This window comes from Aureibaculum algae (assembly GCF_006065315.1).
GTDB lineage: Bacteria > Bacteroidota > Bacteroidia > Flavobacteriales > Flavobacteriaceae > Aureibaculum > Aureibaculum algae.
In genome coordinates, this window is record NZ_CP040749.1 from 1,340,019 (window position 1) to 1,360,451 (window position 20,433).

Annotated in this window: 16 protein-coding genes; 8 read left to right on the top strand and 8 right to left on the bottom strand. The window is 33.7% G+C overall.

The annotated features are described in order from the left end of the window. Positions 1 to 98: 98 nt before the first annotated feature. From FF125_RS05320 to FF125_RS05345, 6 genes are all read right to left on the bottom strand, one after another. Positions 99 to 3,386, bottom strand: a complete 3,288-nt coding sequence (locus FF125_RS05320) for an amidohydrolase family protein (protein ID WP_138948805.1) — start codon at positions 3,384 to 3,386, stop codon at positions 99 to 101. 129 nt (positions 3,387 to 3,515) lie between these two features. Continuing rightward, positions 3,516 to 4,001: a pyridoxamine 5'-phosphate oxidase family protein gene (locus FF125_RS05325; protein ID WP_138948806.1), complete on the bottom strand. Its 486-nt coding sequence runs from the start codon at positions 3,999 to 4,001 to the stop codon at positions 3,516 to 3,518. A 179-nt stretch (positions 4,002 to 4,180) separates the two neighbouring features. Beyond that, positions 4,181 to 5,989: an acyl-CoA dehydrogenase family protein gene (locus FF125_RS05330; protein ID WP_138948807.1), complete on the bottom strand. Its 1,809-nt coding sequence runs from the start codon at positions 5,987 to 5,989 to the stop codon at positions 4,181 to 4,183. 28 nt (positions 5,990 to 6,017) lie between these two features. Continuing rightward, positions 6,018 to 7,208, bottom strand: coding sequence for an acetyl-CoA C-acyltransferase (locus FF125_RS05335; RefSeq protein WP_138948808.1), 1,191 nt, complete (start codon positions 7,206 to 7,208; stop codon positions 6,018 to 6,020). A gap of 5 nt (positions 7,209 to 7,213) precedes the next feature. Continuing rightward, complete coding sequence (locus FF125_RS05340; RefSeq protein ID WP_138948809.1) at positions 7,214 to 9,622, bottom strand: 3-hydroxyacyl-CoA dehydrogenase/enoyl-CoA hydratase family protein; 2,409 nt, start codon at positions 9,620 to 9,622, stop codon at positions 7,214 to 7,216. Between the two features lie 12 nt (positions 9,623 to 9,634). After that, complete coding sequence (locus FF125_RS05345) at positions 9,635 to 10,093, bottom strand: MarR family winged helix-turn-helix transcriptional regulator (RefSeq protein WP_138948810.1); 459 nt, start codon at positions 10,091 to 10,093, stop codon at positions 9,635 to 9,637. A gap of 111 nt (positions 10,094 to 10,204) precedes the next feature. On the opposite strand from FF125_RS05345, the gene FF125_RS05350 reads away from it, so the two are divergent. From FF125_RS05350 to FF125_RS05385, 8 genes are all read left to right on the top strand, one after another. Further along, positions 10,205 to 12,142 (top strand): LTA synthase family protein, encoded by a 1,938-nt coding sequence (locus FF125_RS05350; protein WP_138952419.1) that lies wholly within the window; start codon positions 10,205 to 10,207, stop codon positions 12,140 to 12,142. 92 nt (positions 12,143 to 12,234) lie between these two features. Continuing rightward, on the top strand, positions 12,235 to 13,161 hold the full coding sequence (locus FF125_RS05355; RefSeq protein ID WP_138948811.1) for an ABC transporter ATP-binding protein: 927 nt from the start codon (positions 12,235 to 12,237) through the stop codon (positions 13,159 to 13,161). Between the two features lies 1 nt (position 13,162). Continuing rightward, positions 13,163 to 14,482: an ABC transporter permease gene (locus tag FF125_RS05360; RefSeq protein WP_138948812.1), complete on the top strand. Its 1,320-nt coding sequence runs from the start codon at positions 13,163 to 13,165 to the stop codon at positions 14,480 to 14,482. A gap of 17 nt (positions 14,483 to 14,499) precedes the next feature. Continuing rightward, positions 14,500 to 15,336 carry a mechanosensitive ion channel family protein gene (locus tag FF125_RS05365; protein WP_138948813.1) on the top strand — a complete coding sequence of 279 codons (837 nt, stop codon included), beginning with the start codon at positions 14,500 to 14,502 and terminating at the stop codon, positions 15,334 to 15,336. Between the two features lie 73 nt (positions 15,337 to 15,409). Next, positions 15,410 to 16,573 (top strand): sigma-54-dependent transcriptional regulator, encoded by a 1,164-nt coding sequence (locus FF125_RS05370; RefSeq protein WP_138948814.1) that lies wholly within the window; start codon positions 15,410 to 15,412, stop codon positions 16,571 to 16,573. 175 nt (positions 16,574 to 16,748) lie between these two features. Continuing rightward, positions 16,749 to 17,387: a peroxiredoxin gene (locus tag FF125_RS05375; RefSeq protein WP_138948815.1), complete on the top strand. Its 639-nt coding sequence runs from the start codon at positions 16,749 to 16,751 to the stop codon at positions 17,385 to 17,387. A 70-nt stretch (positions 17,388 to 17,457) separates the two neighbouring features. Continuing rightward, entirely contained in the window at positions 17,458 to 17,772 is a 315-nt protein-coding gene (locus FF125_RS05380; protein ID WP_138948816.1) for a thioredoxin family protein, read from the top strand. After that, positions 17,753 to 18,010, top strand: a complete 258-nt coding sequence (locus tag FF125_RS05385; protein WP_117884581.1) for a DUF6952 family protein — start codon at positions 17,753 to 17,755, stop codon at positions 18,008 to 18,010. The genes FF125_RS05380 and FF125_RS05385 overlap by 20 nt, the downstream gene beginning before the upstream one ends. Positions 18,011 to 18,189: 179 nt before the next feature. Here the strand turns inward: FF125_RS05385 and FF125_RS05390 are convergent, their stop codons facing one another. Next, positions 18,190 to 19,185 (bottom strand): phosphotransferase, encoded by a 996-nt coding sequence (locus FF125_RS05390; RefSeq protein WP_138948817.1) that lies wholly within the window; start codon positions 19,183 to 19,185, stop codon positions 18,190 to 18,192. 114 nt (positions 19,186 to 19,299) lie between these two features. Beyond that, positions 19,300 to 20,418: a glycoside hydrolase family protein gene (locus FF125_RS05395; RefSeq protein WP_175418873.1), complete on the bottom strand. Its 1,119-nt coding sequence runs from the start codon at positions 20,416 to 20,418 to the stop codon at positions 19,300 to 19,302. Between the last annotated feature and the right edge of the window lie 15 nt (positions 20,419 to 20,433).

Consider the following 20,433-nt stretch of genomic DNA (forward strand, 5'->3'; position numbering starts at 1 on the left):
TACTAGTTAAATTATAGTTTTTTGTAAAACCCAAAGCGTGACAATTAATTTAAAAAAAAGAGAAGTATCGTCCCGCATTGCGAAACGATACATCTTTTTTAGTTATGCCCAACTACACATCCGCATCCGGGTTGCGTAAAACTTTGAGCTTCTTCGTGCCAAGGAAAAGCTTGGTTGTAATTATTGTTTTCCCAATAGAATTTAGTCCTATTTTTTATGGTATTCCCAATTTCGTTCATGGTTTCAGTATCATATAATCTACCATTTACCATAGTATATTTTACACTATTTGAATTTTGGATGTCATCTAGAGGGTTTTTATCTAAGACAATTAAATCTGCGAGTTTACCTACTTTTAAAGAACCAACATCATTACCTATACCTAAATATTCAGCTCCATTAATAGTTGCTGCTTGTAAGGCTTCATGGTTGGTCATACCTCCCTGTTGTAACATCCATAACTCCCAATGAGCACCTAAGCCTTGTAACTGTCCGTGAGCACCTAAATTTACTTTAACTCCAGCGTCAGAAAGTGCTTTAGCTGTTTTTGAAGTTAATATATGTCCATTTTCATATTCTTCCATAGGCACCATTGTTCTATGTCTAGATCGGGCATCAACAATACTTCTAGGGGTATATTTTAATAATTTTTCATTCTCCCATACATTGGTGGTTTGGTACCAATAATACTCACCACTCATACCTGCGTAATTTACAATAAGAGTAGGTGTATACCCTGTGTTACTATTACTCCAAAGAGTTATGACATCTTTATAAACTGGGGCAATTGGAATGTTATGCTCTATACCTGTATGTCCATCCATAATCATGGTCATATTATGATAAAACGTAGAGCCACCTTCTGGAACCACAAAAATACCCTCTTCACGTGCTGCTTGTAAAATTTGTTGACGTTGTTCACGTCGTGGTTGGTTATAACTCTTCACAGATAGAGCACCAAAAGCTTTGGTTCTTCGAATAGAAGATCGTGCATCATCTAAGCTATTAACAACGGCTTTAAAATCGCCATCAGCACCGTATAAAATAAATCCAGTAGAGTAGAGGCGAGGCCCTACCATCTCACCGCTTTTAATCATTTCGGCCAATGTAAATACAGTTTCTGTGTTTGCCGAAGGATCATGAGAAGTTGTTACCCCGTGAGCTAAATTGGCATAGAATTGCCAATGTTTTTGAGCATTTAGACCATATCTGAATCCGCCGATGTGTGCGTGAGCATCAACCATCCCCGGCATAATTGTTTTACCGGCAACATCATAAACTCTAGTGTCCGAGTCTATGGTTATGTCTGACGTTTTACCAATAGCGGTGATCTTATTTTTTTCAATTACTATGGTTCCATCCTCAATAACCTCACTACCTTCCATGGTAATAATTCTTGCATTCGTAAATGCTATTTTACCCATAGGGGTATCCATTTTAGCCACTAAGTTTATTTTGAGTCCCTTATCGTTAGGTGGAGCGATGCTATCAGGTGAGTTTTTAAGAAATGTAAATCGCTCATTAATTCTATTGCTATAGTATTCTTCACCTAAGGTAAAGTGTACCGTTTTACTATCATCAGACCAATGTAAGTTCGTACCTGCATCTTTTGAAATTTGAGAAACAGGAACTGCTTTCGTTTTATTATCTAAATCTAATGTTTGACCGGTTGTTGGCATCGGTGCCAAGTATACGTTGTGTAGATTACTGAACGCAAGCCATTTGTTATCTGGGCTTGGTACTAGTCTGTTTGCATATTTAGAGGTGATTAATGTTTTTTCTTGTTGTCCATTTAAATCAACACTTTTTAAGGATTTTGTTAAGTTACCAAAATAAGTTCCTCCTGTTTGATAGATAATATGTTGATTTGATGACGAAAATTTTGGATATTCACCACTTACTTTTAGCCATTTATTGTCGGAACCATCTTTGTTTACAGTGTAAATACCGGATTTTTTCGAATACGTTCTCCCTTGCTCATTATTACCTCCTTCTTTCACATAGACAATTTTGTTGCCATCATTACTGAAAGAAGGCATTCTATAAATTCCTTTTTCAATAGTTATTTTAGTTGATTTACCTCCTTTGGATGATACTGTATAAATGGCACCGAAATTTTCATCGTTCCAAGTTACATACACTATTTCTTTTCCGTTTGGAGAAAATTGAGGTTCAGCTTCAATGTCATTTCCTTTCGTTAATCGCTTTGGTGTGCCATTTGGTAATTTTTTAGTGTAGATATGTCCCAGAGCATTAAAAGCTATTGATTTTCCGTCAGGAGAAGTCACTGTGTTTCTAATTGCTTTTGCTGTAAAACTATCTGTAAATGCAGGATTATCAAACTCCACTGCTTTCGCAATTTTGATAGTGGCTTCTGCTTCAAAAGGAATGTTGCTTACTGCTAAGGTTTCAATGTTTAGTTTATTGATTTTACCACCTGACCAAAATACCAATTCGTTATTGTTAGGCATCCAACTAAAGCGAGTGTACACTCCAAATACTGCCCAAGCCTCTTGCTGGTCTTTGTTTAAGTTGTCGTACACAGGAAATTCTTCTCCTGTTTCTAAATTATGAATATAGAGTACTGTTTTTGTTCTAACGCGTTTTACAAACGCTAATTTTTTACCATCTGGTGATATTTGAGGACGTGCAGCTCCACCCGGTCCACCTGTTATTGTTTCTATACTGCCATCTTCAAAGCTGTATCTCTTTATGACATAAATCTGACTGTTCGGATCTTTGTTATAATTAAATGCTCCGCCGGGATATACATCTTCGCTATAATATAAATACTTTCCATCAGGTGATACTGTGGGCTCGTTTACATCTTGTTGGTCATTTTTTCTTTTTGTCAATTGAGTTCCAGAACCTCCAGTTATATGATACATCCACATTTCTCCTGCCCCTAAAGATCTGCCAGAAGTAAAATGTTTTCTAGCGATAATAAAATCACCATCAGGCATCCAAGTAGCATTATTCAACAATCTAAAGCTTTCTTTTGTGATTTGTTTGGCATCCGAACCATCTGTGTTCATTGTCCAAATATTATCACCACCACCAGCATCACTTGTAAATAGAATCTTTTTACCATCTGGACTGAACTGTGGTTGTATTTCAAAAGCCAGACCTTGTCTTAGCAGTGTCGATTTTCCACCAGTTATTGGCATTTTATAAATATCACCTAATAGGTCAAAAACAATCGTTTTTCCGTCAGGACTCACATCTACATTCATCCAAGTGCCTTCATCTGTATTCAATTTAACTTCTTTAAAATTCCAATCGCCTTCGGGATTTGAAACATCCCATTTTTTGGACTTTTCATCTTGAGCAGTGAGATTGAGTGAAAGAAAAATAACAACAAAAAAGAGTAGGTTGATTTTAGACATTTTGAAAATTTAAGTTAGATATGCGAATATAATTATAATACTTGATATTGAAGAAATGAGGTAAAAAGAGTATACGAATTGATAATAGCGTTGTGTTAAAAAGTTATTTAGGAAATAAAAGTGAGAAGATTAGAGATGGGCAGTCATTTTGCCAATATTAACTTTCTCTACGTTGGTAAAGCTAATTTCTCTAACATGTACCATATCTCCCCATAGGTATTTATTGCCTTTAAGACTGTTTGTAGATTTCATTCTTTTTTTTAATCTACTGATTTCAATTTCAGAGGCTTCTCTTTTTGTGCCAAGCTTGCCATATAATTTAAGTGCAGGATAGTTATTAAATTTCAACTTGTATAATGATTTTAACCAAAACCATTTATTACTATTTACGGCCAAAACACAAATATTATTGTTCGATTTTGCATTTTCTGGTAGTTTTGATATGTATTTTTCAAAATAAAATCCTGTTTGATCACCATTTAAAAATAGAGTTCCAACAGGAGTAACTGTGGGAAGGTTATTGGAATTTACAGACGCGATTGACACATGTAAATTCGATTTGAAACTTTTGTTAAAATGATTTCTTATTGCCTTCCAGTTTTTAGTAATATCCATAAAGTAAATTTTAAATATTACCTTGTCAGTCGGGACGTTCAAGGTGACACTTGGGTGAATTATTAGTAAATGATTATTAATTCCCTTCAAATAAAAACCGTTTTCAATACCAACATAAATATGGTATATAGAAAACGGTTTTATCCACTATAATAAAAAATTATTTGAGTATACTACTTTTAAAAACAATACTTGTTTTCTGCTTTAACTTTCTCAGCTATTTCAATACGTAAATCAACAATATCTGGATAGTTAGCGTATTTTGTGAAACGTTTAAGTCCCATCAACATCATACGTTGTTCATCGCCTTCGGCAAAAGAAATAATACTTTCTTTTCCTTTTTCTTCAACGATATCAACCGCATGATATAAATATAATTTTGCCATAGCGATTTGTGCAGATTGCTCTTTTTCGCTAGTTCGTTTAACATTTTTTTCAGTTCTTAAAATTGCTGATTCTGCCATATAGATTTCGATTAAGATATCTGCGGCTGCTATTAATAATTGTTGATGATCTTCTAAGTTCTGTCCATATTTTTGAACAGCACCACCAGCCACCATTAAAAAGGTCTTTTTAAGCTTTTTAATCATTTCTTTTTCTTCTGAAAATAATTCAGAATAATCAGGAGTTTCAAAAGAAGGAATACCCATTAATTCTTCTTGAACTTTTTGAGCAGGTCCTAATAAATCTACATGACCTTTCATGGCTTTCTTCACTAACATACCAACAGAAAGCATTCTGTTAATTTCGTTAGTCCCTTCATATATACGAGCAATACGAGCGTCTCTCCAAGCAGACTCCATCGGAGTTTCTTCAGAGAATCCCATGCCACCAAAAATTTGGATACCCTCATCTGCAGCATTTTGAACATCTTCTGATACGGCCACTTTTAGGATAGAACATTCAATTGCATATTCTTCAACACCTTTTAACTCAGCCTCTTGGTGAGAGTTGCCTGAAGCCTCGCGAATAGCGATGCGATCCTCAATATTTTTTGCAGCTCTATAGGTTGCAGATTCGCCAGCATAAGCACTAGCTGCCATCTCTGCTAATTTCGTTTTAATTGCACCGAAATCAGCAATAGGCGTTTTAAATTGTTTACGCTCATTAGCATAATTTACAGCGATACTTAAAATTCGTCTTTGAGAATCTAAACAAGCTGCAGCCAATTTAATACGACCAACGTTTAAAGCGTTCATTGCAATTTTAAAACCTTCGCCACGACCAGCCAACATGTTATCTGCAGGAACAACAGTATCGTTAAAAAATACTTGACGTGTTGAGGAAGCTCTAATACCAAGTTTATGCTCCTCTTCACCCAAAGTAATTCCATTAGGGTTGTTTTTATCAAATTCAACAATGAAGCCTGTAATATTTTTATCATCTTCAATACGAGCAAAAACAATCATCAAACTACAGAAGCCTGCATTTGAAATCCACATTTTTTGACCGTTAATTTTGTATGTTTTACCATCGGCAGAAAGTGTAGCAGTTGTTTTACCAGAGTTGGCATCAGATCCAGCTCCAGGTTCTGTTAAACAATACGCTCCAAACCATTCTCCAGTTGCCAACTTTGGTACGTATTTTTGTTTTTGCTCTTCTGTACCGTAAAGTGTAATTGGCAATGTTCCAATACCAGTATGAGCACCAAAAGCAGTACTAAATGAACCTGTTCCAGATGAAATATAATCACAAGTTAATACTGTAGAAACAAATCCCATTCCCATTCCTCCATAAGCTTCAGGAACGGATACACTTAAAAATCCCATATCTCCAGCTTTACGCATCACTTCTTCCGTTAAAGCATAATCTTTGGCTTCAAAACGAGGTTTATGAGGAATGATTTCACGATCATTAAATTCCATTACTGATTCTTTCATCATTGTTTGCTCTTCTGAAAAATCTTCAGGAGTAAAAACGTCTTCACATTTTGTTTCTTTTACTAAGAATTGACCTCCACGAAGGATGTCTTTTTCTAAATCTGCCATTTTATAGTATTTTTATTAAGTTCTTTTTTTAGTTTAAAAATTCAAAAATGCCACAAGCACCTTGACCTGTACCAACACACATGGTAACTGCACCATATTTACCTTTCATATTGCGTTTACGCATCTCATCAAAAAGTTGCACAGATAATTTTGCTCCAGTACATCCTAAAGGATGTCCGAGTGCAATTGCACCACCATTTACGTTAATGATATCTGGGTTTAGACTTAACTCTCTAATTACCGCGATAGATTGCGAAGCAAATGCTTCGTTCAATTCAATTAATTCTAAATCCGCTTGTTTTAAACCTGCTTGTTTTAATGCTTTTGGAATTGCTTTTACTGGTCCAATACCCATAATACGAGGTTCAACACCTGCTGCAGCATAATTTACCATTCTAGCAATAGGTTCTAAACCGAGTTCTTTAACCATGTCTTCACTCATAATCATTACAAAAGCAGCTCCATCACTCATTTGTGATGAGTTACCGGCTGTAACACTTCCTCCTGCAGCAAATACGGCTCTTAGTTTTGCCAACGCTTCTTTGCTAGTTCCAGCACGGGGTCCTTCATCTTTAGTTACTGTGTAAGATTTTGTTGCTTTTTTTCCATTAGCATCAATATAAGTTTGTTCTACGTTGATAGGAACAATTTGATCTTGAAAACGATTTTCAGCTTGAGCTCTCAATGCTTTCATATGTGAATTATAAGCAAATTCATCTTGGTCTTCACGAGAAACTTTAAACTGTTTGGCCACCGCTTCTGCAGTATTGCCCATTCCCCAATAATAATCTTCGTGACCCGCTTTTACTGTATCGTAATTTAGTTCTGGTTTAAAGCCTGTCATGGGTACTGAACTCATACTTTCGGCTCCACCTGCGATAATACAATCTGCCATACCAGCTTGAATTTTTGCTGTGGCAATTCCTATTGTTTCAACACCAGAAGCACAAAAACGATTTACGGTTACACCAGGAACATCTACACTATCCAATCCAATTAAAGAAATAAATCGTGCCATATTTAAACCTTGTGCACCTTCTGGCATGGCGTTACCAACAATAACGTCGTCAATACGTTTCTTGTCTAAATTAGGCAGTTCTTTCATCATGTATTTGATGGTTTCTGCGGCCAATTCATCAGTTCTTTTAAAACGGAACACGCCTTTTGGTGCTTTACCAACTGCTGTTCTATATGCTTTTACTATATATGCTGTTTTCATAGTTCTTAGTTTCTTAAAGGTTTTCCTTTGGTTAACATGTGTTGAATACGTTCTAAAGTTTTACGTTCTGTGCATAAACTTAAGAAAGCTTCACGTTCTAAATCCAATAAATACTGCTCACTCACTAGCGTTGGCTCAGATAAGTCTCCACCAGCCATTACGTAAGCTAATTTATTAGCAATTTTATGATCATGCTCACTAATGTAGTTGCTATCTTCCATAGCATCTGTACCTACAAGGAACATACCTAAGGCTTGTTTACCGAGTACTTTAACATCTGTTCTTCGAACAGGTTGTGTGTAACCCATATCTGCCATTAATTTTGCGTGTTGTTTTGCTACGGCTATTTGACGGTCTTTATTTACAACAACAATATCTTTTCCTTTTTGTAAAAGGTTAGTGTCAAAAGCTTCATTAGCAGAAGTAGATACTTTTGCCATACCAATGGTTAAGAAATGTTCTTGTAGAACATTTAACTGCACATCTCCTTTATGAAATAGGTCTGATGCTCTCAATGCCATTTCTTTAGATCCACCACCGCCGGGAATAACACCAACGCCAAACTCTACAAGGCCCATATATGTTTCTGCGGCTGCAACTACTTTATCTGCGTGTAATGACAATTCACAACCACCACCTAAAGCCATTCCATGTGGAGCAGAAATAGTTGGTATTGAAGAATAACGCATTCGCATCATAGTATCTTGGAAATATTTGATAGCCATATTAAGCTCATCATATTCTTGCTCTGCAGCCATCATGAAAATCATACCAATATTTGCACCAACAGAGAAGTTTGCGGCTTGGTTACCAATCACTAATCCAGCAAAATCTTTTTCAGCTAAGTCAATAGCTTTATTTAATCCCGCAAGAACATCACCTCCAATAGTATTCATTTTTGATTGGAACTCACAGTTTAATATTCCGTCGCCTAAATCTTCAACAACAACACCTGAGTTTTTAAACACTTCGTTTGTTTCTCTAATATTATCTAGAATAATGAAACTATCTTGTCCAGGAATTTTAGTTTGTGTTTTTGTTGGAATATCATAGAAATATGAAGAACCTTCTTTTACTGTATAAAAAGATGTATTACCAGAAGCAATCATCTCATTAACCCATGCAGCTGGCTTTAGACCTTCGGCTTTCATTAATTCGATTCCTTTTTCTACACCAATAGCATCCCAAATTTGGAAAGGACCATGTTCCCATCCAAAACCAGCTTTCATAGCATCATCAATCTTATATAGCTCATCAGAAATTTCTGGAATTCTGTTAGATACATAGGCAAATAGTGCCGTAAAGCTTTTTCTATAAAACTCACCGGCCTTATCTTTACCTTTTACTAATACTTTAAAACGGTCAACTACTTTATCAATCGTTTTCGTTAATTCTAAAGTTGCAAATTTTGCTCGTTTTGCAGAACGATATTCTAGGGTGTTTAAGTCAAGTGACAAAATTTCTTTTTGTCCTTCAGCTGAAACCGTTTTTTTATAAAATCCTTGTCCTGTTTTACTTCCTAACCATTTTTTTTCCATCATTTTGTTGATGAAATCAGGTAATTTGAAAAGCTCTAAACGCTCGTCATTAGGACAGTTTTCTCTAATTCCGTTTGCCACATGAACTAAAGTATCTAATCCAACAACATCAACAGTTCTAAAAGTTGCAGACTTAGGGCGGCCAATTACTGGTCCTGATAATTTATCTACTTCTTCTATGGTTAAATCTAATTCTTTAACCGCGTGAAATAAACTTTGGATGCTAAATATACCAACTCTGTTTCCAATAAAAGCAGGCGTGTCTTTTGCAACTACAGATGTTTTTCCAAGGAATTTCTCACCATATTCATTTAAAAAATCTAAAACAGAAGCATCTGTTTTGGGTCCAGGAATTATTTCGAATAACTTTAAGTAACGAGCGGGATTAAAGAAGTGGGTTCCACAGAAATGTTTCTGGAAATCTTCACTACGTCCATCACTCATAAATTTAATAGGAATACCAGAAGTATTAGAAGTAATTAATGTGCCTGGAGTTCTATATTTTTCTAAGTTTTCGAACACCATTTTCTTGATGTCTAGTCTTTCAACTACAACTTCCATAATCCAATCTACATCTGCAACTTTAGCAATATCGTCTTCTAAGTTACCTGTAGTAATGCGACTTGCAAAAGATTGACTATAAATAGGAGAAGGTTTAGATTTTAAGGATGCCGTTAGAGCATCGTTAACCAATCTGTTTCTTACAACTTTGTCTTCTAAAGTCAACCCCTTAGCTTTTTCTTTGTCGTTTAGTTCTCTAGGAACAATGTCTAACAATAATACATCTACGCCAATATTGGCAAAATGACATGCAATACCAGATCCCATTATACCAGAACCAATAACAGCTACTTTTTTAATATGCCTTTTGTTCATTTGTTAACTATTTTAAATCGCTTTACGTTTATTTTCATTGAAAATGTCACGTTCTGCTATTAATTGATTTATTTTTTCAGTTACTTCAAAAAAGTTATTTAACTTTTCTTCATCTAATTCCTCTTTAACTTTTTCGTTAAAAGCGATAACTGACGCTCTAGAAACTTTTCTCATTTCCTTTCCATAGTCAGTCAATTTTATAAGAACACTCCTACCGTCTTCGGGATGTTTTTCTCTAAAAATAGCACCTTTGTCTTCCATCGTTTTTAAAATTCTAGACAAACTCGTAGGTTCCATTCCCATTAATGGACCGAGTGCCGTAGAAGGTGTTCCATTTTCATAATCGATATTTAACAAAACAAATGCTGTAGACATTGTACTGCCATGTTTTGCGGCCTGTTCATTGTACATTTTTGCAACTGCTTGCCAGGTTGCTCTTAAGGCGTGATCGATCGTCGTTTCTTTTTGCATATTACAAATATAACAAAAAAATACTATGCACGCATAATAAAATTGTAAATTTAAAAATAATAGTAATTTATTCAATAAGTTGTACTTTTGAAGTCTACACCTTATTTGTATATGTTTAGTTATTTAAGAAAGAATGAATATAAAATAATGTTCTATAGGTTATTACTAGCCTATTTTTTTTATTTCATTGCTAGGGTTTTATTCTATTTTTACAATAGTGACTTATTAGGAATTGATACCGTTTATGATTTTTTTAGATTGTCATATTATGGTCTTGCATTTGATACTGCAGCTATATTATATGTAAATGCTTTGTTCATAGTGCTATCGTTGTTGCCTCTTAAAGTAAACACTAAAAAATGGTATCAAAAATTATTATTTTTAATTTATTTCACCTTTAATCTAGTCGCATATGCCATTAATTTTATAGACTTTATATATTATAGGTTTACGTTTAGCCGAACGACCAAAGCTGTTTTTGAAACATTAGAAAATGAATCGAATAAATCGAGTATGTTTTTTCGATTTTTAGCCAATTATTGGCATGTATACCTGCTGTTTTTTATTGCTGCGGCCTTGTGGGTTTTCCTTTACAATAAAGTGAAATTAAATACAAAAAGGTATCAGAAAAGTAACTTGAGTTATTTTTTATCTTCAACCCTAGTGTTTGTTTTTTTAGTTATCATGATGATAGGAGCTATCCGTGGAGGTGATTTTAAGAAAAGTACTCGGCCAATAAATTTAGTAGATGCGAGTAGGCATGTTACTAAACTACAACAAGCCGATTTTGTATTAAACTCTCCATTTGCTTTTATAAGAACGTTTAATACAATTAACATAAAGAAAGTAAAATATCAGGTTGATCCTAATGCTGTTGAAAAGTATTTTAAACCTGTAAAGCAGTATAAAAACAACCCGAAAACGTCACCTAACATTGTGGTGTTTATAGTAGAAAGTTATGGACGAGAATATTGGAAAGCCTTTAATAAAGATACGAAAATTCCAAATTTTAAAAGTTATACGCCTTTCTTAGATTCTCTGGCGGAGCACAGTCTTGTTTTTACCAATGCCTTTGCAAATGGAAGAAAATCCATTCATGGTATGTCATCAGTAATAGCAGGTATTCCTTCTTTTGAACACGCGTTTACCTCTTCTCCATACGCCAATCAGAAAATAGAATCGTTAGTCTCTACATTAAAAGAACGTAATTATGATACTTCTTTTTTTCATGGGGCACCCAATGGGTCTATGGGGTTTTTAGGTTTTGGTAATATTTTAGGTTTTGACCATTATTATGGGATGACAGAATATGCAAATGATGAAGATGATGATGGCTTTTGGGGTATATGGGATGAGGAGTTTATGCAATTCACCAAAGAGGTTTTAGATACTAAAAAGGAACCGTTTTTTGCTTCACTTTTTACGCTTACTTCACATGAGCCATTTCTACCACCAGAAAAATATAAAGATAAATTTCCTAAAGGCGATATCCCCATCCATCAAGTTGTAGGGTATACTGATTATGCATTTAAAAAGTTTTTTGAAGCAGCTAAAAAAGAACCTTGGTTTAATAATACTATTTTTATTCTAACAGCTGATCATACCAATCAATCCTTTTATAAGGATGAGTATTACAAAATTATCAATAGAGGAGCCGTGCCTATTTTAATTTATAAGCCAGATAGTACTCTTGTTGGTGTAGATACAAAATTGGCTCAACAAATAGATATTTATCCTACAGTGTTAGATGCTATTGGTTATGATAAACCATTTAGAAGTTGGGGAAGAAGTTTATTAAGCGAACCTGAAATTGAACCTTACGTAATGAATTATAACGGCACGCAATATCAATTGCAACGTGGTAATTTAATCTGTACTTTTGATGGGGAAAAAGCAACTGGTTTTTTTAGTATCAATGATAAAGGACTCGTTGATAATCTTATTGAAAATAGAACACCAGAAATGGATGAAATTGAAGAAGCATGCAAAGCTTTTATGAAGGATTATTTCGATAGGATTATAGATAAACAACTTACCACTGAAAATTAGTATCTTTAATTTTAGTAATAAATATAAATTACTAAGTAACAATTGGCGGTTAACAACGTCAAATCAATATCTTTGAAAAATAAAATTAAAATATGAGTGATATCCTCGTTGCTGAAAATATAGTTAAAAATTACGGCGATTATAAGGCTTTAAATAATGTTTCTATAAATGTTTCTAAGGGAAGCATTTTTGGACTTTTGGGTCCAAACGGAGCAGGTAAAACAACATTAATTAGAATTATCAATCAGATTACGATGCCTGATGAAGGGTTGATAACTTTGGACGGTGAACCTTTAAAACAAGATCATATTAAAGATATTGGTTATCTGCCTGAAGAACGTGGATTATATAAATCTATGAAAGTAGGGGAGCAGGCTCTTTATTTGGCACAATTAAAAGGATTGTCGGAATCAGAAGCCAAGGCAAGATTAAAATATTGGTTTGATAAGTTTGAAATTGGCGATTGGTGGAATAAGAAAATTCAAGAACTATCTAAGGGGATGGCTCAAAAAATACAGTTTATAGTAACTGTACTTCATCAGCCAAAATTATTAATATTTGATGAACCTTTTAGTGGTTTTGATCCTATTAATGCAAACCTTATTAAAGATGAAATTCTAAAACTAAGAGAAGAAGGTGCTACCGTAATTTTTTCTACACACCGTATGGAATCTGTAGAAGAACTTTGTGATGATATTGCTCTGATACACAAATCAAATAAAATTTTGGAAGGCAAGTTAATTGACATAAAGCGTCAATACAAAAACAACATGTATGAGGTAGGCTTGATTACTGATAATAAAGCAGAAGTAACTCAGAACTTGAAAGAGAATTTTGAGTTGTCAAATGCTACATTTAAAACCTTAAATGACGAATTGCAATTCAATATCAAAATTGACGATAAACTACCTGTGAATCAACTCATACAGCATTTGACTTCGAAAGGAGAACTTACTCATTTTGTTGAGGTAATTCCAAGTGTAAATGATATTTTTATTCAAACTGTTCAAAATAATTAATATGAATCATTTATCTCTAATTACAAAAAGAGAATATCTTAATAAAGTTAAAAATAAGTCATTTATCATCATGACTTTTTTAAGTCCCCTTATTATGGTGGGCATTTTCGCTTTAATTGGTTTTTTAACACAATTGAATAATGATGGAGTTCGGACAATTTCAGTTCTAGATGAAAGTAATTTATTTGCCAATGAGTTTGAAAATACTGAGCATACCAAATATGATATTTTAACAGGTTTAAGCTTAGAAGACGCTAAACAATTAGTGAGAAAAGCTGAAAATTATGGGTTGTTATATATACCGCCTGCTGAAAATGTAGATGCCATTGCCAATAAAATTAAATTTTATTCCGAAGAATCACCTTCTGTTGGAGTAATGAATGGTATTGAAGATAAAATTGAAGAAGAAGCCAGAGCTATTAAACTAAAAGAATCGGGTTTAGATCCAGTTCTCGTAAGTAAATTAAATATAAAAGTAAGAGCCAATTTAGAAACTTTTGATGGGGAAAAGACATCAAAGGCGGGTAGCTACATGAAATTGATATTTGGAGGGGCCGCAGGGTATTTGTTATTTATGTTTATCATTATTTATGGAAACATGATTATGCGAAGTGTGATTGAAGAAAAAACGAGTCGAATTATTGAAATAATAATTTCCTCTGTAAAACCAATAAAATTATTATTAGGTAAAATATTTGGAACTACTTTGGCGGGTTTAACTCAATTTACAGTTTGGATAATAATTGGAGGTGCTTTGATGATTGGTGTTTCTGCTTTTTTCGGAGTGGAAGCATCTCAAGGACCAATGGCACAACAACAGGCGGAAATGATGAAACAGGCATCGCAAAATGATGAGGCTCAGCAAATGGCAGCGACTATATTTCAAGAGATTTACAATATGCCATTAGCTAACCTTATTATAATGTTTATTCTATTTTTTATAGGAGGATATTTATTATATGCTTCACTTTATGCGGCAATTGGGGCAGCAGTAGATAATGAAACAGATACACAACAATTTATGTTGCCTATTATTATGCCTCTAATGTTGGCAATTTATGTCGGTTTTTTTACCGTAATTGAAAATCCACATGGAATGGTGTCACAAGTTTTTTCTTACATTCCGTTTACATCACCAGTAGTTATGTTAATGCGTATTCCTTTTGGTGTACCTATTTGGCAACAATTATTGTCGGTTTTAATATTGTTTGGAACATTTTATATCACCGTACTATTTGCAGCTAAAATTTATAGAGTGGGTATTTTAATGTATGGTAAAAAGCCAAGCTATAAAGAAATATATAAGTGGTTAAAGTATTAACAGTGTCAATTTAATTTATGTACGATATAATTAACCTTCTAAATAGACCAATCAGATTTTCTGACTCAATAGCTATTACCTATAAAGGGTTGTTAATTGTAATAATTGCTCTTATTGCTACATCATTTGTTTTAAAATGGATACGGAAATTAGTTACTCGAAAACTACCGAAACAAGATCAAGTAAAGTTCGTTTCCTTATTTTCTTTTGGACGCTGGTTTATTTATTTAATCATCTTAATCATTACTTTCGATAATATTGGTGTAAATGTAACGGCTCTTTTCACGGCTTCAGCGGCTTTATTAATTGGTATTGGTTTGGCATTACAAACCTTATTTCAAGATATCATCTCTGGAGTATTTATATTGGTAGATCAATCTGTGCATGTGGGTGATATTATTGAATTGGATGGAAAAGTAGGTAGGGTGGAAGAAATAAAACTAAGAACCACCAGAGCGGTTACTGTGGATAATAAAGTATTAGTGATCCCAAATCATTTATATCTAACCAATAGTTTGTATAATTGGACTGCAAATGGTATCGAAACTCGAGAAGTTGTTGATGTTGGTGTTGCCTACGGTAGTGATGTTAAATTGGTTGAGTCTTTACTTCTAAAAGCAGTAAAAACCCACCCTGCAATATTAAAAGAACCAGAGCCCAAAGTTTTATTTCTGAATTTTGGAGAAAGTTCTTTAGATTTTAGAGTTGCTTTTTCAATTAATGACAGTTTTAATGTACGTATTCCAAAAAGTGATATCCGATTTGAAATAGACAGACTGTTTCGTGAAAATAATGTTACCATTCCATTTCCACAAAGAGATGTGCATATTTACAATACAGATGCTGAAAAATAAAAGATGGAACAATAATTGCACTTAAAATTATAAAATAATAAACATTGGTCCTACGACCTATAATTCATAGAAAATGCCAAAAATATTAGTTATTGAAGATGAAGCGGCTATCCGCAGAGTATTAAAAAAGATTATTTCTGAAGAAAACGCAACGTACGAAGTTGAAGAGGCTGAAGACGGTCTTGTGGGTATGGAAATGATCAAGAATAATGATTATGATTTGGTGTTATGTGATATTAAAATGCCAAAAATGGATGGGGTAGAGGTTTTGGAAAAAACGCAAAAAATAAAACCTGAAATACCAATGCTAATGATTTCGGGGCACGGTGATTTAGACACCGCTGTACAAACCATGCGTTTGGGAGCATTTGATTATATTTCTAAGCCACCAGATTTAAATAGATTGTTGAATGCTGTACGGAATGCCTTAGATAAGAAGAGTTTAGTTGTAGAAAATAAAAAATTAAAGAAAAAAGTCAGTAAAAATTATGAAATGGTGGGTGATAGCGATGCTATTTCACATATTAAAGGAATTATAGAAAAAGTTGCCGTTACTGATGCTAGAGTGTTAATTACAGGTCCAAACGGAACAGGAAAAGAGTTGGTAGCTCATTGGTTGCACGAAAAAAGTGAACGCTCTAAATCGCCTATGGTAGAAGTAAACTGTGCTGCAATTCCATCAGAGTTAATAGAAAGTGAATTGTTTGGGCATGTAAAAGGGTCATTTACCGGGGCAAATAAAGACAGAGCAGGTAAGTTTGAAGCTGCAAATGGTGGTACTATCTTCTTAGATGAAATTGGTGATATGAGCCTGTCAGCTCAAGCTAAAGTGTTGCGAGCCTTACAAGAAAATAAAATTAGTAGAGTAGGTAGTGACAAAGATATAAAAGTCAATGTTCGTGTTGTGGCAGCGACTAACAAAAATTTGAAAAAAGAAATATCTGAAGGTAATTTCAGGGAAGATTTATATCATAGATTGGCTGTGATATTAATTAAAGTACCTGCTTTAAACGACAGGCGTGAAGACATCCCTCTATTGATAAATTTCTTCGCTGAAAAAATAGCAAATGAACAAGGAACTGCTAAAAAGTCATTTTCTGATAAGGCCATAAAAAAACTGCAAGAATACGATTGGACCGGAAATATACGCGAACTACGTAATGTGGTGGAACGCTTAATCATTTTAGGTAATACCGAAGTGTCTGAAGATGATGTAAAGTTGTTTGCAAGCAAATAGAATTATCTCTTTATTGTTTTATTCAAAATTGCGATTATAAGTAAATAGTATAGTAATTTTATTACTATAAGTAAATTTTATAATCGTATAAAAAAATTGCATAATCATCTCTATGTTTTGAGTTTTTTGCATGTTATATTTGTACTTAGAAAATAACGCTTAAAACAATAAAAAAATGACATTAGTAGGTAAAAAATTTCCAGATTTAAATGTAGACGCAATGAATGAAATGGGCGATACATTTAAAGTAAATGTATTCGAAGAAGCAAAAAATAACAACAAAAAAGTATTGTTGTTTTGGTACCCAAAAGATTTCACATTTGTATGTCCAACTGAATTACACGCATTTCAAGGAGCTTTGGCTGAATTTGAAAAGAGAAATACAATTGTAATTGGTGCATCTTGTGATACACCAGAAGTGCATTTTGCATGGTTAAATACACCAAAAGATAATGGAGGTATAGAAGGTGTTACTTATCCGATATTAGCAGATAGTAACCGCAATTTATCTAGTATCTTAGGTATTTTAGATATTACCAATGAAACGTATGATGAAGCTACAGGAACTGTTCAGGTTGAAGGTGATAATGTAACCTATAGAGCAACTTACGTTATTGATGAAGATGGTGTGGTACAACACGAGAGTATAAACAATATGCCAATTGGTAGAAACGTGAATGAATACTTACGTATTGTTGATGCTTTAACTCATGTTCAAGAAAAAGGAGAAGTTTGTCCTGCAAACTGGGAAGAAGGTAAAGAAGCTATGCAAGCAAATGCAAAAGGAACTGCTGAATATTTAGCTTCTCACTAATTAGTAATATATCAAACTCTAAATTTTAAATTTATTGAAATTTAGAGTTTGTAATTTAAAATATATAATTATGGTTCAAGAGTTAAGTGAAGATAACTTACAAGAAATAGTGAACAGCAATGAAACCGTTGTTGTACAGTATTCTGCCACATGGTGTGGTAATTGTAGAATTATGAAACCAAAGGTTAAGAAATTGGCCTCTGAATTAGAAAATATTACTTTTGTAATTGCTGATGCTGAAAAATTTCCGGAATCTAGAAAATTAGCAACGGTAGATAATCTACCAACATTTGCTACTTTTAAAAATGGCACTTTTGTTAATCAAACACAGACTAATAAGTTAGATGTGTTAAAAGAATTAGTAGATGAAGTTACCAGTAATTAAGCATTTGTCCCAATTCATTGAAGACAATGATGAAGACTTTTTAGTCGAAACTATCGAAACTTTAGAGCACTTAACAGAGGTGCCTTCATTAAAAGATGAAGAACTTGATGTTATAGGAGAAATTATCTCTAATATGTATGGTGCTTTAGAAGTAAATAAAATGATTAAAGAAGGTACTCCCAAAAAAGAAGCATTAAATTCATTTATGAAACGTGTTATGGGGTCTATTGACAATTAATTTGTTGTCAGTAACATACAATAGTAAATAATTACAATAAGAAGCCACTTCAGTTGAAGTGGCTTTTTTTATGATTAAGAATTACATAATTTAAATTTGTGATAGTTTTGATTGCAGTATTAGAACCGAAAATGAAGCGGATAGTTGAGCTTTCTCAATACCTTAAATTCTTCCTACAATTAAATCTGAGAATTATTTAAAACGATTTTATTAGAGTCGTTATATGCTGTCCAAGATTTCATTCTGTTTGTATACATTTTTAGGTAATTTTCAGAGAGAAAAATATTTGACCAATCAAACCTTTGACTTTGAACACCCAAATAAAATACGAATATAGCCAACCCTGCTTTTGGAATTAATGTAAGCTCATTATTTGATAAGGGATTTATTTTATGGTAGCCTTCTAAAAAATGTTGCATTTTTATTTCGTACATTTTTTTGTCAGATTCTATATTAAATAACTGATTACAGAAATAAGCAATATCTAAAATTTGCGATCCATTTCCGCAAAAGTCAAAGTCGAAGATTGTAATTTCTTTAGTTTTGGTAATGGCCATATTATCATACCATATATCCAAATGCACAATTCCCTTTTTTGAATTTTCAAAATCCTTATTTCTAAAAGACGCACCAATGTTTTTGATGTATTCCATTTCAGGTAAACGCTCAGAAAAGTACTGCTTCAAGTAGTGATAAGGCAATTCTATAAGTGACTTTTTATTATAGGTAATACGGTCAATAGTAGTGTTTAAAGTGGTTTTATGAATGTTAGCCATTAGAGAACCTATTGCGTAACAGGTTTCCTCATTCATAAATCTAATTTTATCTCCTTTAGCAAAAGAAAAAAGAACAGCATACCGCATACCTTCCGGTGCTTTAATTTCTTGAATAAGAGTTCCGTTTTTATTGGGGATAGGAATTGAAACGCTTAAATGATTTTCATTTAGTACATTTAATAGCGTTAATTCTTCATTGATTTCAGATTTTGATCTCCATTTATGGCTGTAAACCCTTAGAACATATTTATTTTCATTATCTGAAAGAAAATACGTGTGATTCATCCCTGTTCTAAATAACTTACAATTAAAATTTTTACTTAATCCATATTGTTCTATGGTGAATTCGCCTAAAGCTGTTGCGGAAAGGGTAGAGGCTATAACAGGTACTGTGGTCATTATTTTTTAATTATTGGAATGAGCCATAAAATTGTTACGGCTTAAAGAGTGTGTTTATAGTGTAAATGATGAGGTTTGCACAAAATGGCTTTAAAACCCTAGTAAGATTTACTTTTATGATTTTAAAGGAATTACCATATTCCAAGTTTTTTCAAATGTCCATTCTTTTGAGCCAATACCCGTTGCTGCAAAAAGATGCGTTGGCTTACCGTCTTCAATTAATAATGAAGGTCTTTCAAAATGGTTTTGATAAACAGTCTTCCCATTATCCCATAAAATGGTTTTACTATACGCTAATGGATTAGGAGCAAATTCCCAATGAATACCATCCTTTGATAAGGCATGAATTCCACCACCTTTTTCACCACAAATATGGCCAAAGCGATCTTTCATTATAAGTTCATAGTGATCACCTGCCCACCATACAAAAGGATCTTCTACATCATTTTCATTGGTTTTACTCGTGTCTAAATTAAATATAGGTTCGTCTTTAATTCTGAGATAAGGCCCTTGCATGCCGGCAGCTTTACTTACACCTAATAATAAAGGCGGTTCTGGACCATTTGTAGATGATTTGTAAATCAAAAGAATTTCACCTGTTTTTTCATTAACTACAGGAGCGGGATTTGATGTTATCGTGGCATCCCATTTTCCTGGTCGCGGTTCTAATACCGGTTGGTCCATACGTCTCCATGGACCTAAAACAGATTTAGAATAAGCCATACCAATTCTTTTGTTCATCCATGCTTTACGAGCTCTATCATCTCCCCAAATATTTACATTGGTTTCAGGTATTTTAAAATCGTATGTCGTACCAAAATAATAAAGGAGGTAATAGTCACCATATTTTATTATTCTAGGATTATGGGTAACCAAACCATCAAAATAATCTTTACCTCGTATTGGTAAAACAACTTCTTGAAAGGTATATGGACCTACTGGAGTATCAGATACAGCTCTAACAATTTCCGAATTGGTAACCCATTTACCAAAGCCAATATCTTTGGGCCAACGAGAAGCAAACATATGATATTTTCCATCTTCACCTTTTATCACGGAAGAACCCCATACCCAATAGTTTTCCATTTCAAAGCCTCCACCAACAGGTGCAGGAAGCATTCGGTCTCTAAAGGACGGTTCCGCTTTCGTTTTACAAGAAATTCCAGATTGTGCTAAGGCAACAAAAGCCATTCCTTTTGAGATATCATAAATGAATTTTCTGCGGCTATTCATAATTGTTTAGATGGT

What these genes read in the sequence shown, in the direction of transcription:
- FF125_RS05320 (WP_138948805.1), bottom strand. Translation starts at nt 3,386, where the DNA reads ATGTCTAAAATCAACCTACTCTTTTTTGTTGTTATTTTTCTTTCACTC.
- FF125_RS05325 (WP_138948806.1), bottom strand. Translation starts at nt 4,001, where the DNA reads ATGGATATTACTAAAAACTGGAAGGCAATAAGAAATCATTTTAACAAA.
- FF125_RS05330 (WP_138948807.1), bottom strand. Translation starts at nt 5,989, where the DNA reads ATGGCAGATTTAGAAAAAGACATCCTTCGTGGAGGTCAATTCTTAGTA.
- FF125_RS05335 (WP_138948808.1), bottom strand. Translation starts at nt 7,208, where the DNA reads ATGAAAACAGCATATATAGTAAAAGCATATAGAACAGCAGTTGGTAAA.
- FF125_RS05340 (WP_138948809.1), bottom strand. Translation starts at nt 9,622, where the DNA reads ATGAACAAAAGGCATATTAAAAAAGTAGCTGTTATTGGTTCTGGTATA.
- FF125_RS05345 (WP_138948810.1), bottom strand. Translation starts at nt 10,093, where the DNA reads ATGCAAAAAGAAACGACGATCGATCACGCCTTAAGAGCAACCTGGCAA.
- FF125_RS05350 (WP_138952419.1), top strand. Translation starts at nt 10,205, where the DNA reads ATGTTTAGTTATTTAAGAAAGAATGAATATAAAATAATGTTCTATAGG.
- FF125_RS05355 (WP_138948811.1), top strand. Translation starts at nt 12,235, where the DNA reads ATGAGTGATATCCTCGTTGCTGAAAATATAGTTAAAAATTACGGCGAT.
- FF125_RS05360 (WP_138948812.1), top strand. Translation starts at nt 13,163, where the DNA reads ATGAATCATTTATCTCTAATTACAAAAAGAGAATATCTTAATAAAGTT.
- FF125_RS05365 (WP_138948813.1), top strand. Translation starts at nt 14,500, where the DNA reads ATGTACGATATAATTAACCTTCTAAATAGACCAATCAGATTTTCTGAC.
- FF125_RS05370 (WP_138948814.1), top strand. Translation starts at nt 15,410, where the DNA reads ATGCCAAAAATATTAGTTATTGAAGATGAAGCGGCTATCCGCAGAGTA.
- FF125_RS05375 (WP_138948815.1), top strand. Translation starts at nt 16,749, where the DNA reads ATGACATTAGTAGGTAAAAAATTTCCAGATTTAAATGTAGACGCAATG.
- FF125_RS05380 (WP_138948816.1), top strand. Translation starts at nt 17,458, where the DNA reads ATGGTTCAAGAGTTAAGTGAAGATAACTTACAAGAAATAGTGAACAGC.
- FF125_RS05385 (WP_117884581.1), top strand. Translation starts at nt 17,753, where the DNA reads ATGAAGTTACCAGTAATTAAGCATTTGTCCCAATTCATTGAAGACAAT.
- FF125_RS05390 (WP_138948817.1), bottom strand. Translation starts at nt 19,185, where the DNA reads ATGACCACAGTACCTGTTATAGCCTCTACCCTTTCCGCAACAGCTTTA.
- FF125_RS05395 (WP_175418873.1), bottom strand. Translation starts at nt 20,418, where the DNA reads ATGAATAGCCGCAGAAAATTCATTTATGATATCTCAAAAGGAATGGCT.